Genomic DNA, 13,588 nt, shown 5'->3' with positions numbered 1-13,588 from the left:
CGGCCCCCGCCCACAGTGACGCACCCGGCCCGTCCCTCTCCCCACGGATGCGGGGGTACGGGCCACTGTCCCGCCCCGCACGCGCGCGTAGCGCTCAGGCTGCCCATCGAGATCCTCCCGCCCCCCCACGCGCGCGTAGCGCCCCTTTCCGAAACCGCGCCCCTATAGAGCACGCCTTCGTCAAGAACCCGCTCTGCCCCCAGCCAGGTCCCGGAACCCGGGCAGTGCCCGTTCACCCCGCCGCACACTCCGCTCGCCCCGAAGCCGGCTCCGCGCCCCGCCGTACCTCATGCCCCGGCGCCCCGGCCCGCCCCAGCACCCAACTCGCCCCGCTGAGCGCCTTCGCCGCCTTCTTCAGCGGCGCCAGACAGGCCGCGGCCTCCCGGTGATCGACCACACTGCCCGGCCCGCACACCACCGTGGCCAGCGACACCGTGACCGGCAGCCCACCCGCCGACCAGGGCGCGTCCAACACCGAGGCGGCCAACGGATCCAGCCCCTCCAGATCCGCCAGAACGAGGAAGTCGTCCCCGCCGATGTGCCCCACGCGTGTGCTCCCCGACGCCGTCCGCTGGAGCAGCCGCCCCACCGACCGGATCAGCTCGTCCCCGGCCGCGAACCCCGCCCCGTCGTTCACCTGCTTGAAGTGGTCCACATCGAGCCAGCTCAGCGCAAACGTCCAGCCGCCCGCGATCCGCCGGTCCACCTCCCCGGTGATGGCGTCGGATCCCGGCAGCCGGGTCAGCGGATTGAGCCCGGCCGCCTCCTCCACCCGTGTTTCCGACAACGCCCGTACGAGGTCCGCGAGCCGGGCGACCCCCACACACCGCCCGTACGCGTCCACCACGGCGACATCGTCCGACGTACGGGCCCGCCCGCCGTCGGCCACCACGTCCAGCACCTCCCAGGCCGTGGCGTCGATCCCCACCGTCCGTGGCGCGTCACCCAGCTTGGCCGCGGGCCGGTCGGCGTAGAGCGCGTGCCCGTAGCGCCCCGACATCGACAGCAGGAACCGCGAGCGGTGCACCGACCGCACCGGCACCCCGTCCCGGTCCACCAGCAGCACCCCGGACACATCCGGCGACCCGGTCAGCAGCGCCCGCACCTGACCGGCCGACGCACTGTCCGGCAACAACGCCGCGGGCCGTACGAACTCCCGCACCGACGGCCCCGACCGCGTCGGCCCCTCGGCGCCGAAGGCGGCCGGCGGAACGTACACGTCCGTGACCGGCACCCGGGCCGGCGGCGCGAACAGATTGCCCTGCGCCAACTGCGCCCCGGCCCGATGCGCCGCCGCACACTGTCCCTCGGTCTCCACCCCCTCCACAGCGAGCAGCGTGCCCAACTCCTCGCACAGCGTCCGCATCGACTTCACCGCCGCACTGCGCGCCAGCAGCGACGCGTCGAGCTTCACCAGATCGGGCCCCAGGTCCGTGAGCAGCCGCAGCGGTACGTCCCCGTCGCCGACGCCGTCCGCGCTGATCCGGAAGCCCTGTTCCCGCAGCGCGCCCACCGCCTCCAGCAGCGCGTGCTGCGGCACGTGCGTGTAGGGCGGCCCGACGTCCACGGTGACCTCCCACGGCAACCGCCCCGCCCCCCGCACCGCGTCGTGCAGCGGCGTCAGCCCGCCGAGATCGGCCAGCGTGCCCGCGAAGACGTTCACGTGCAGCGGCAGAGTCGTCTCCTTGCGCACAGCGGCCCGCACCGCCGACACAGCCAGCGTGCCGTCCAGTTCGGCATCACGACGGGCCTCCGCCAGGACGTCCCCGGCCTCCGGGCGGGCCAGGATCTCCAGGGCGACGATGCCCCCGGTGGCCAGGTTGACCACGGGCTGGAACACGAAGCGGAGAGAATCCGTCCAGGAGCGCACGCGAGCATGATGGCGCCGACGACGGGAACCCAGGCCCAATTCATGAGACGTTCACGCAGGCTTACGCCCGGGTCGCCCCCCGTACGAAACCCTGATCGATCCGGTGGCATCAGTGGGATCCGGCCCGAACGCCCGACCAGACAGCGCGGCGGCTGCCCCAGCCCCTCATCTCACCGCACCGCGATCACCGCCGACCCGTGCCCGAACAGCCCCTGATTGGCCGTGATCCCCACCCGCGCCCCGGGGATCTGACGCCCGCCCGCCTCCCCTCTCAGCTGCCAGGTCAACTCACAGACCTGCGCGATCGCCTGAGCCGGCACCGCCTCCCCGAAGGAGGCCAGGCCACCGCTCGCGTTCACCGGTATGCGCCCTCCTGCTGCCGTCGCCCCGTCCCGCAGCAGCTTCACCCCCTCACCCGCCCCGCAGAGCCCCAGATCCTCGTACCACTGCAACTCCAGTGCCGTGGAGAGGTCGTACACCTCCGCCAGCGACACCTCCTCGGGCCCGATGCCCGCCTCCTCGTAGGCCGCACGGGCGATGGACGCACGGAAGGGCACCGGATCGGGTTCCCCCGCGAGCGCCGAATCCGTCGCGATGTCGGGCAGATCCAGGACCGTGCTCGGATAGCGCGGTGTCACCGTGGAAACGGCCCGGATGCGTACCGGATCCGCCGTCCCGTGCCGCCGCGCGAACTCCATGCTGGAGAGCACCAGGGCCGCGCCGCCGTCGGACGTGGCGCAGATGTCGAGCAGACGCAGCGGATCGGCGACGACGGCCGAGGCGGCCACCTCCTCGGCCGTGACCCGCTTGCGGTAGCGCGCGTGGGGATTCAGCGCCCCCATCGCGGCGTTCTTCACCTTGACCTGCGCGAAGTCCTCCACCGTGTCCCCATGCACTGCCATCCGTCTGCGCGCGTACAGCCCGAAGTAGGTCGGGTTGGTCGCCCCCAGCACCCGGAACCGCAGCCAGTCCGGATCGTCGGGCCGGTCTCCACCGGCCGGCCGGAAGAACCCCTTGGGAGCGGCATCGGCGCCCACCACCAGCACCACATCCGCGAGGCCGGCGAGTATCTGCGCCCGCGCGGTGTTGACCGCCTGCGCCCCCGACGCGCAGGCCGCGTAGACGCTGGCGACTCGCGCGCCCTGCCACCCGAGGGCCTTGGCGAACGACGCTCCCGCCACATAGCCCGGGTATCCGCCCCGCACCGTGTCCGCGCCCACGATGGAGCCGATGTCCCGCCACCGCAGACCGGCGTCCGCGAGCGCCGCACGCGCGGCCACCGCTCCGTACTCGACGAAGCCGCGCCCCCACTTGCCCCACGGGTGCATCCCCGCGCCGAGCACCGCCACATCCTTTGTCATGCCGCCACCCCCGTAGGCCGCCAATGCCAGGTCAACCAGGTCGTCTCCGCGTCCTCGTGCAGCACGCCGGAGACGGCCTCCACCGCCATGCCCACCGCCAGATCAGCGACCGTGAGCCCGGGAGCCGCCTGCCCCAGCACCACGATCCGCTCGGCGGGCAGCTCTACCGCGATCAACGCGCACGGCTCCCACGGAAGTTCCGGGTTCGTCACATAGGGTGACGGTGGCCTGTACCGGCTGTCCGTGAACGACCAGATCCGCCCCTGCCGCGAGAGGGGTACCTCCACGAGATCACCGCCTTCGCACCCCGGATTCCGGCAGTGGACGTCCTCGCGCGGGAAGAACACCGCCCCGCAGGCCGAGCAACGCGTACCGAGCAGCCGGAACCCGTCCCCGTCGCCGGTGAACCAACCGGCGACCACCGGGGTGCGAACACGCGCCATGGAACCTCCCGAACCGGAGACCTGATATCTGACGGCCCGTCAGAACCGAGAGTCAGCAGTCTGCCACGCACACCCCCCGCGACGGCAGACGTCGGAGCATCCGAACCGGCGGCACCGAGACCGGCCCGCTCCTGTCGACAGATCGCCAGATCACCAGATCGACATCGGCCCGGCGTCCCACCCACTTCCGCCGCACCACAGGTTCCTGATAGACGCCTGGGCCATGACAAGACTCCCCCTCACCGTGCGAGTCCTGGCCGGCGCCCTCGCGACAGCGCTGACCGTCACCGCCGCGCCGGCGACCGCCCAGACCATCACTCCGGCCACCGCCCAGCCCCCCGAGCAGGCCACCACCCGCCCCACCGGCGAGCCGAAGGCGCCCGAGGACTTCGTGGCGCTGCCCGCCGTGGACCCGACGATCATCCAGGAGATGCGCTACGTCACCCCGCACAGCTTCGTCGGCGAGCCCATCGACGGATATCACCGGCCGCTGTGCATCCTCACCCGACCCGCCGCCCGGGCCCTCCACCAGGCCCAGCGGAAACTGCTCCGCCAGGGCTACGCCCTGAAGGTGTACGACTGCTACCGCCCCCAGCGCGCGGTGGACCACTTCGTCCGCTGGGCCGAGGACCTCCGCGACCAGACGACGAAGCGGGAGTTCTACCCCGACGTCGACAAGTCCCGTCTGTTCGCCGACGGCTACATCGCCGAGAAGTCCGGCCACAGTCGTGGCTCGACCGTCGACCTCACCATCGTCCGGCTCCCACCCCGGCCGACCAGGCCCTACCTCCCCGGCGAGCCGCTCGTGCCGTGCTACGCCCCGGAGGCCGAGCGGTTCCCGGACAACTCGGTGGACATGGGCACCGGATACGACTGCTTCGACACCAGGTCACACACCCTCGACCCACGCGTCCAGGGCCGGCAGCGCGCCCACCGGATGCTGCTCAAGACCACTCTCGAAGCCGTCGGGTTCGTGAACCTTCCCGAGGAGTGGTGGCACTTCACGTACCGGCCCGAGTCCCACCCGGACACCTACTTCGACTTCCCCGTGTCCTGGAAGTCCCTGGTCAAGGGCGACGGAGACCGCTCGAAGCAGACGCGTCCCAGGTGATCGGATACAGTCCGCGACGTGTCCGAGAACCCACAACCCCACCCCAACTCCGCGCGGAACTCCCACTGTTCGAGCTGCGGAGCGCCCTACGGAGAGGGCATCACCGGCTGGCCCCGCACCTGCGCGTCGTGCGGAACCGTGGCCTACCGCAACCCGCTGCCCGTCGCGGTGGCCCTCCAGCCCGTGTACGACACCCAGGGCACCGCCCTGGTCGTCATCACGCGAACCACCGACCCCGCGCGCGGGGGCACCGCCCTGCCCGGCGGCTACATCGACGACCGCGAGGACTGGCGCCACGCAGTCGTCCGCGAACTCAAGGAGGAGACGGGCATCGACGCCGCGAGCCGCGATGTCCGGCTCATCGACGCGATGAGCTCCCCCGACGGCCATCTGCTGCTGCTCGGGCTCCTCCCCGAACGCTCCGCCGACGGCCTGCCCCCCTCGGCCGCCACGGACGAGACGGAGGGATGGCACCTCCTGCGCAGGCCCGAGGAACTGGCCTTCCCCCTGCACACACTGGCCGCCAGGGCCTGGTTCGAGGGCCGCTACGTCTGAGGCAGACCCTCCGGCAGCCCCCGCACCCGCACACGGTGGGACGGCTCGGCCGGGCCGTCCTCCCGCTCCCGCTCGACCACCACACGCGGCCCCTGCCAGCGGGTGACGTACCGCTCGATCTCCGGCTCGTCCCACCCGGCGCCGCCGTCCGACACCACCAGCCCGCTCCCGGTACGCCCCCGAGCGGGCGCCCACACCTCCAGTTCCATGTCGCCGTCCTTCCCCCGCACCGGAAGGACGGCCCCCGCGCGCGCGAGCACCGGAACCCGCGCCAAAGGGGCGTCCACAAGAACCCGCCCAGGCCCCTCGTACGCCTTCTCGGTCGCCGTGTCGTACCAGCGCCCGCGTGGAAGCTGCACCACCCGCCGGTCCACCCCCGGATCCAGCACCGGCGCCACCAGCAGCGCGTCCCCCAGGAGGAACGCGTCCTCGCAGTCCCGCAGCGCACGGTCCTCGGGCGCTCCCCACCACAGGGGCCGCACATAGGGGGCGCCCGTCCGCCGCGCGAGATGAGCCAACGTCACGAAATACGGCAGCAGCCGCCGCCGCTCCACCAACGCCTCGCGCGCGTGGGCCAGCGCCTCGGGCCCGAACTCCCACGGCTCGCGGCGGCCCGCCCTGATGCTCGCGTGGGTGCGGAACAACGGCAGATAGGCACCCAGTTGGAACCAGCGCAGATACAGCTCCGGCGACGGACTGCCGTCGAATCCGCCCACATCCGGCCCCGAGTACGGCACCCCGCACAACCCCAGCCCCATCACCAGCGACAGCGACGCCCGCAGCCCCGGCCAGCCGGTCGCCACATCCCCCGACCAGGCCCCGCCGTACCGCTGCATGCCCGCCCACCCGGAGCGCGAGAACAGAAACGGCCGCTGCTCCGGACACAGCTCCCGCAACCCCTCGTAAGCCGCCCTCGCCATGCCCAGCGCGTACACGTTGTGCGCCTCCCGATGGTCCCCGCCCCGCTCCTCCAGGGCGTGCCGGGCCGATCGCGGCAGCGTGGACTCGCCGAACGCGACGAACGACGTCGGCTCGTTCATGTCATGCCAGAAACCCGAGAAGCCCAGCGCCAGCCGCTCCTCGTACTGACGGCCCCACCACGCACGCACACGCGCGCGCGTGAAGTCCGGGAACACCGACTCCCCGGGCCACACCAGGCCCCGCACGACCTGCCCCGGCACATCCCGTACGAACACGTCCTCGGCCGACCCGCTGTCGTAGACCGCGTTCCCGGGCTCCACCGCCACCGCCGGGTCGACGATCGACACCAGATGGATCCCCTCCCGCCGCAACTCCTCCGCCAGCCCGGACAGCTTCGGGAAACGATCATGGTCGACGGTGAACACCCGGTGCCCGTCGTAGTGGTCGATGTCCAGATGCACGGCGTCGAGCGGCAACCCGCGCTCCAGATACCCCGCGACGATCCGGCGCACCTCCTGCTCGCCGCCGAACCCCCAGCGCGCGTGATGATGCCCCAGCGCCCACGCGGGCGGCAGAGCCGGCGCACCGGTCAGCGACGCCCACGACAGCAGCACGCGCGCGGGAGTGCCCACCATCACCCAGCAGCGCAGCGGCCCGCCGTCCATCCGCAGCTCACTGGTACCGACCAGATCATGCCCCGAACCGGCACCCTCCTCGCCCTCCGACAGCTTCACCGACCCGTCCCAGGAGGTGTCGTAGAAGATCAGATGCGTCGCCGCGTCCGCCACCACCACCTGCACCGGCATCGTGATGTACAGCGGATCGTCCCCGGGCCCGAAGGGCCGCCCGGGATCGGTGTTCCACAGGCGGTACGTCCCCGCCCGCAGCCGGGGCCCCGACGCCCGCCCGCCCAGCCCGAAGAACCGGGCGTCCGCCGCCACCTCCGAGCGCTGCATCCAGCGCGCCACGCCGCCGCCCACCGGCTCCCACCACCGCGGCGGATGCTCCCGGCGCAGCGTCACCCCTCCGGGCGTCTGCACCTCGACCGCACCGTGCCGCGAGACCACGAGCGTCACCCGCTCGGCCACCACCCGCCAGCCGCCGTCCTTGTCCGGCTCCAGCACCGCCCGCGGATCGGGCTCAGGACACGCGCCGGCCAGCGCGTACGACGGCTCCGGACCGGCCCCGTCCCAGCCCCAGAACACCATCCCGTTCACCGCGACCATGATCCGCAACTCCGAGCGCGCGAACCGGATCAGCCCCCCGCCCGGACCCGGCTCGACATCCTGGACATGCCCGGGCACACGCGCCCGTTCCGCCCCCCGCGGCGCCAGCCCGAGAGCGTCGACCCGCTTCCTGCGCCAAGCGGCTCTGACAGTGCGCAACCCGTGTCCCGTCCCCAGAGCACTCACCGACTTCATCGAACGCACCAGGTCACGACCATCCATGCTGTTCAGCCTGCCACTGACCGGCTCATGCCGGTGCACCGTTCAACTTCCGTTCACCCGTGCCGGGACCACATCTTCATGACGTGGACTATGTGCGGCACGCCCTGGTGCGGGAGTCGATCAGATGGCATCGTCCCTGTCAGCCCGTGTCACGTGCCCACCACGGCCCACGCATGAGCGACGCAACGACGCGCAGAGTCCCGGGAGCCAGCCACATGTCGACCGCCACCCCCCAGCCGCTCTGGCAGCCTGACCCGCACCGCATCGCGGAGGCGCGGATCACCGCGTTCCAGACCTGGGCGGCCCAGCACCACGGCGCCCCCGCCGACGGCGGCTACCCGGCACTGCACCACTGGTCGGTGACCGACCTGGAGGCATTCTGGAAGGCCGTCACGGAGTTCTTCGACGTCCGCTTCGCCACACCCTACGCGCGCGTACTCGGCGACCGCGCCATGCCCGGCGCCCAGTGGTTCCCCGGCGCCACCCTCAACTACGCCGAACACGCCCTGCGCGCCGCCGAGGCCCGCCCGGACGACACCGCTCTCCTCTGCGTGGACGAGACCCCCGGACTCCGCCCCGTGACCTGGGGCGAACTGCGCCGCCAGGTCGGCTCCCTCGCCGCCGAACTGCGCGCCCTCGGCGTCCACCCCGGCGACCGCGTCTGCGGCTACCTGCCCAACATCCCCCAGGCCGTCGTCGCCCTCCTCGCCACCGCCGCCGTCGGCGGCACCTGGACCTCCTGCGCCCCCGACTTCGGCGCCCGCAGCGTCCTCGACCGCTTCCAGCAGGTCGAACCCGTCGTCATGTTCACCGTCGATGGCTACCGCTACGGCGGCAAGGAACACGACCGCCGCGACACGGTCGCCGAACTCCGCCGCGACCTGCCCACCCTCCGCGCGGTCGTCCACATCCCGCTCCTGGGCACCGAAGCCCCCGAAGGCACCCTGGAATGGTCCGCCCTGACCCGCGCCGACCTGGACCCCGTCTTCGAGCAAGTGCCCTTCGACCACCCCCTGTGGGTGCTCTACTCCTCCGGCACCACCGGCTTGCCCAAGGCCATCGTCCAGTCCCAGGGCGGCATCCTCGTAGAACACCTCAAACAGCTCGGCCTGCACTGCGACCTCGGCCCCGAGGACCGCTTGTACTGGTACACGTCCACCGGCTGGATGATGTGGAACTTCCTCGTCTCCGGCCTGCTCACCGGCACCACCGTCGTCCTCCACGACGGCAGCCCCGGACACTCCGACATCACCGCCCAGTGGCGCGTCGCCGAAGCCACCAGGGCCACCCTCTACGGCACCTCCGCCGCCTACGTCATGGCCTGCCGCAAGGCCGACGCGCACCCCGGACGGGACTACGACCTCTCCTCCGTCCGCTGCGTCGCCACCACCGGCTCCCCGCTCCCCCCCGACGGATTCCGCTGGCTCCACGACGAGGTCCACGACGACCTCTGGATCGCCTCCGTCAGCGGCGGCACCGACGTCTGCTCCTGCTTCGCAGGCGCCGTCCCCACCCTCCCCGTCCACATCGGCGAACTCCAGGCCGCCTGCCTCGGCACCGACCTCCAGTCCTGGGACCCGAACGGCCACCCCCTGATCGACGAGGTCGGCGAACTCGTGGTCACCAACCCCATGCCCTCGATGCCGATCCGCTTCTGGAACGACCCCGACGGCAGCCGCTACCACGACAGCTACTTCGACACCTACCCGGGCGTCTGGCGCCACGGCGACTGGATCACCCTCACCTCACGCGGCTCCGTGATCATCCACGGCCGCTCCGACTCCACACTCAACCGCCAGGGCGTACGGATGGGGTCGGCCGACATCTACGAAGCCGTCGAGCGCCTCCCCGAGATCAAGGAATCCCTCGTCATCGGCGTCGAACAACCCGACGGCGGCTACTGGATGCCCCTCTTCGTCCACCTCGCGCCCGGCGCCCGACTGGACGACGCCCTCCTGGACCGCATCAAGCGGACCATCCGTGGACAACTCTCGCCCCGTCACGTCCCCGACGAGGTGATCGAGGTCCCCGCCATCCCACACACGCTGACCGGCAAACGCATCGAGGTACCGGTCAAGCGCCTCCTTCAGGGCACCCCGCTGGAGAAGGCCGTCAACCCCGGCTCCATCGACAACCTCGACCTCCTCCACTTCTACGAGGAACTCGCCCGCGAGCGAGGCCGAGAACGCCGGTGAAACCCCAACCCCCGACCCGTTGTCAGTGCCCCCCGTTACTGTGAGTGAGCATTGATCGACTGCACACAGGGGGACATCATGGCGCACACCGATCACCAGACCATGCGACGCGTCCTGCGCCGCGAAATCGCGGGCACCATCGGCCTGCTCACCGACGAGCACGACTTCCGGGCCATGCGCCGCTACCGCAGCTTCGTCTTCGAGGACCACCAGACCTATCTGCGACAGATCGAAGCCGTGCTCAAGGCCCGCGCCTCACAGGGCACCCACACCACCGTCGCGCTCTTCGACCCGCAGGAGTACGCCGAGTTCTGCACGGACAGTGGCCTGGACCCCGACATCCCGTCCAGCCGCAGCCGCTACACCGCGGAACTCGCCACCACCGGACCGGCCGTCCCCTACGACGGCCAGCCGCTGGACGACCTCGTCCCCGCCCTGGTGGACGAAGCCGTCCGTCAGGCGACCTGGGAGTACGCCTCCACCCTCCTGGCCCGCCTCGGCGCCTGCGCCACCTGCGGCGAGGACATCGGCCACGCCGCCTTCGCCCGGGCCTCGGCACTCGTCGTCCGCATCCTCGACACCGCACCACCGGGCGACCGACATCTCGTCTGCACCGTCTCCACCACACCCGAGATGCTCGTCGCCGTCCTCCACGCCGACGAGGACGACCGGGGCGTCACCCAACTGGACGAGGCCGAAGCCCTGGAATTCACCACGGTCCTCGCCGTCGGCATCGCGACCCACAGCCCCGGCGGACTGGTGATGCGCACCACCGCCCCCGGCACCACCGACAGCGTCTACGGCTGGCGCCTGCGCGGCGAAGGACTCGCACCCCTCACCGCGGGCGAGGTCTTCGACGCCTACTGCACCGACATGGACTCCGGCGACCTCATCTCGCCGGAATCAGGCGTCGACTACTGCGTACCGCCCGACTTGGGAAAGGTCGGTGACGACCCGGAGGCAGGACACCACCACTGAACACGCGAAGGGCTCCCCACCACACCTGATGGGGAGCCCTCACGGAGGACGCGGACGCCAGCGCCCGCTCCGGGGCGGCGACCACCGCCCCGGCGACTACTCGCCGGACAGCACCGCCTGCGCCGCCCGACGCGCCTCGTCGGCGCTGTCCGCGGCACGCGCGGCGGCGGCAGCCCGCTCGCACTGCGCCTGCGTGTACTTCGCGAGCGTGGCCCGCACATACGGAATGGACGCGGCACCCATGGACAAGGAGGTGACACCCAGACCGGTCAGCACACACGCCAGCAGCGGATCGGACGCGGCCTCACCGCAGACACCACAGCTCTTGCCCTCGGCCTTCGCCGCCTCGGCGGACAGCGCGACCAGGTCGAGCAGCGCGGGCTGCCACGGATCCTGCAGCCGCGACACCGCACCGACCTGACGGTCGGCGGCGAAGGTGTACTGCGCGAGGTCATTGGTCCCCAGCGACAGGAACTCCACCTCCTGAAGCACCGACCGGGCCCTCAGAGCGGCCGACGGAATCTCCACCATGGCACCGAACTTCGCCCGCAGCCCCGCCGCACGGCACGCGTCCGCGAACGCCTTGGCGTCGGCCCGGTCGGCCACCATCGGGGCCATGACCTCCAGATAGACCGGCAGCCCCTCCGCGGCCTTGGCGAGCGCGGTCAGCTGCGTACGCAGCACATCCGGGTGGTCGAGCAGCGAGCGCAGACCCCGTACCCCCAGCGCCGGGTTCGGCTCGTCCGCCGGCGTCAGGAAGTCCAGCGGTTTGTCCGCACCCGCGTCCAGCATACGCACCACGACACGGCTCTCGGGGAACGCCTCCAGAACCGTCCGATATGCCTCGACCTGCTTCTCCTCGGACGGCGCGTTCTTGCTGTCGTCCAGGAACAGGAACTCGGTACGGAACAGACCGACGCCCTCGGCACCCGCCTCCACCGCGGCGGCCACGTCCGCGGGTCCGCCGATGTTCGCCAGCAGCGGCACCTTGTGGCCGTCGGCGGTGGCGCCGGGGCCGGTCGACGAGTCCAGCGCCGCCCTGCGCTCAGCGGCGGCTGCCTCCAGCTGCCCCTTCTTCTCCTCCGTCGGGTCCACGAAGATCTCACCGGTGCTGCCGTCCACGGCGATCATCGTGCCCTCGGCCAGCTCACCCGCGCCGGGCAGCGCCACCACGGCCGGCACCCCGAGCGCCCGCGCCAGAATCGCACTGTGGCTGGTCGGACCGCCTTCCTCGGTGACGAACCCGAGCACCAGGGTCGGATCCAGCAGCGCCGTGTCGGCCGGGGCCAGGTCACGGGCGACCAGTACATAGGGCTCGTCGCTGTCCGGAACCCCCGGCATGGGGACACCGAGCAGCCGAGCGACGATACGGTTCCGCACGTCATCGAGGTCGGCCACCCGCCCGGCGAGATACTCACCGGCCCCCGCCAGCAGCTCGCGGTACGCGGCGAACGCGTCGTAGACCGCGCGCTCCGCCGTGCTGCCGACGGCCACCCTCCGGTCCACGTCCGCCATCAGCTCGGGGTCCTGCGCCATCAGGGCCTGCGCCTCAAGCACGGCCTGGGCCTCGCCCCCCGCCAGATTGCCGCGCGCGATCAGATCGGCCGCCACAGCGTCCACGGCCTTGCGAGCACGCCCCTGTTCGCGCTCCGCCTCTTCAGCCGGGATCTGCTTGGCCGGCGGCTCCAGCACCGCCGTTCCCATGTGCCGAACCTCGCCGATGGCCACACCGTGGCTCACACCGACGCCTCGCAGCGTTGTCTCCATCTCACCCGTCTCCGATAGTGCGGCGGGTCCCGCCGCCGCTGTGGTTGCCCTGATTGCCGTCGTACGACCCGGCGGTCCTAGGACGGTGCTGACGTCACTGCCAGACGAAGAGGGTGTCGCCCGTCTTGATGTCGCCGTCCTCGCGCAGTTCGGACAGGGCCTCGGCCGTCGCTTCCAGCGCGACGATCGGGCACACGGCCGACTTGCCTGCCGCCTCGACGGCCGCCGGGTTCCAGCGCACGACGGCCTGGCCGCGGGTGACGGTGTCGCCCTTGTTCACCAGCAGCTCGAACCCTTCACCGTTGAGCTGCACGGTGTCGATGCCGAGGTGGGTGAGCACACCGTGTCCGTCGGCGTCCACGACGACGAAGGCGTGCGGGTGGAGCGAGACGATGACCCCGTCGACGGGGGAGACGGCCTCACCGGGTTCACGGACGGGGTCGATGGCGGTACCCGGGCCGACCATGGCCCCGGAGAAAACCGGATCCGGCACCGCTGCCAGTCCGATGGCGCGTCCGGCGATAGGGGACGTCACGGTGGTCATGGGAAACCTCCCAGGGGTGGAGATGTATATGGGCCGTCACTGCCTGTCCCGGACGGCGCACTGTTCAGCAGGGTATGTCATATGAAGTCCCGGTTCCTTACGGGAAGGTCGGGTTCGCGACCCTGGAGCGCGGCGTAAATCGGTTTGCGCCGGCTCCGAGGCCACCTGTACAGTCGTACTCCTGCTTGAGGTTGAGCAACGCACAAGCGACTCTGCCCGGCAGCACCCAACTTGTCAGATCCTATCCCGGGGTCACCTTCTGCATGCCCGCAGGACGGTGGTCAGGGGGACGGAAAAACACTGATAGAGTCGGGGACACCGAAGGGAAGCCCGGAGGAAAGCCCGAGAGGGTGAGTACAAAGGAAGCGTCCGTTCCTTGAGAACTCAACAGCGTG

General features: G+C 71.3%; 10 protein-coding genes. 4 read left to right on the top strand and 6 right to left on the bottom strand.

All coding sequences use genetic code 11. The features are described 5' to 3' along the window. Positions 1-232: 232 nt before the first annotated feature. The 3 genes from ACIQNG_RS28995 to ACIQNG_RS28985 form a co-directional block, all read right to left on the bottom strand. Complete coding sequence (locus tag ACIQNG_RS28995; protein WP_401489106.1) at positions 233-1,870, bottom strand: GGDEF domain-containing protein; 1,638 nt, start codon at positions 1,868-1,870, stop codon at positions 233-235. A gap of 170 nt (positions 1,871-2,040) precedes the next feature. Next, positions 2,041-3,231 carry a lipid-transfer protein gene (locus ACIQNG_RS28990; RefSeq protein WP_401439596.1) on the bottom strand — a complete coding sequence of 397 codons (1,191 nt, stop codon included), beginning with the start codon at positions 3,229-3,231 and terminating at the stop codon, positions 2,041-2,043. Next, the gene (locus ACIQNG_RS28985) at positions 3,228-3,653 is read right to left on the bottom strand and encodes a Zn-ribbon domain-containing OB-fold protein (protein WP_401439767.1); all 426 of its coding nucleotides are present in this window, start codon (positions 3,651-3,653) and stop codon (positions 3,228-3,230) included. The genes ACIQNG_RS28990 and ACIQNG_RS28985 overlap by 4 nt, the downstream gene beginning before the upstream one ends. Positions 3,654-3,897: 244 nt before the next feature. Here ACIQNG_RS28985 and ACIQNG_RS28980 point away from each other — a divergent pair, with 244 nt between their 5' ends. Both ACIQNG_RS28980 and ACIQNG_RS28975 read left to right on the top strand, forming a co-directional pair. Continuing rightward, positions 3,898-4,785: a M15 family metallopeptidase gene (locus tag ACIQNG_RS28980; RefSeq protein ID WP_401489104.1), complete on the top strand. Its 888-nt coding sequence runs from the start codon at positions 3,898-3,900 to the stop codon at positions 4,783-4,785. Between the two features lie 18 nt (positions 4,786-4,803). Next, the gene (locus tag ACIQNG_RS28975) at positions 4,804-5,340 is read left to right on the top strand and encodes an NUDIX domain-containing protein (RefSeq protein ID WP_401439592.1); all 537 of its coding nucleotides are present in this window, start codon (positions 4,804-4,806) and stop codon (positions 5,338-5,340) included. Here the strand turns inward: ACIQNG_RS28975 and ACIQNG_RS28970 are convergent. Further along, positions 5,331-7,709, bottom strand: a complete 2,379-nt coding sequence (locus ACIQNG_RS28970; protein WP_401489102.1) for a glycoside hydrolase family 31 protein — start codon at positions 7,707-7,709, stop codon at positions 5,331-5,333. The two genes, ACIQNG_RS28975 and ACIQNG_RS28970, sit on opposite strands and share 10 nt — an antisense overlap. A 215-nt stretch (positions 7,710-7,924) precedes the next feature. Between ACIQNG_RS28970 and ACIQNG_RS28965 the strand changes: the two genes are divergently transcribed. Then, positions 7,925-9,904, top strand: a complete 1,980-nt coding sequence (locus ACIQNG_RS28965; RefSeq protein ID WP_401489101.1) for an acetoacetate--CoA ligase — start codon at positions 7,925-7,927, stop codon at positions 9,902-9,904. A gap of 78 nt (positions 9,905-9,982) precedes the next feature. Continuing rightward, positions 9,983-10,882, top strand: coding sequence for a hypothetical protein (locus tag ACIQNG_RS28960; RefSeq protein ID WP_401439585.1), 900 nt, complete (start codon positions 9,983-9,985; stop codon positions 10,880-10,882). 96 nt (positions 10,883-10,978) lie between these two features. Here the strand turns inward: ACIQNG_RS28960 and ptsP are convergent, their stop codons facing one another. Then, complete coding sequence (ptsP, locus tag ACIQNG_RS28955) at positions 10,979-12,649, bottom strand: phosphoenolpyruvate--protein phosphotransferase (RefSeq protein WP_401489099.1); 1,671 nt, start codon at positions 12,647-12,649, stop codon at positions 10,979-10,981. A gap of 94 nt (positions 12,650-12,743) precedes the next feature. After that, complete coding sequence (locus ACIQNG_RS28950) at positions 12,744-13,193, bottom strand: PTS glucose transporter subunit IIA (protein ID WP_401439580.1); 450 nt, start codon at positions 13,191-13,193, stop codon at positions 12,744-12,746. Positions 13,194-13,588 lie beyond the last annotated feature (395 nt).

This window comes from Streptomyces sp. NPDC091377 (assembly GCF_044757045.1).
Taxonomy (GTDB): Bacteria; Actinomycetota; Actinomycetes; order Streptomycetales; family Streptomycetaceae; genus Streptomyces.
This window is presented reverse-complemented; position numbering and strand designations above follow the sequence as displayed.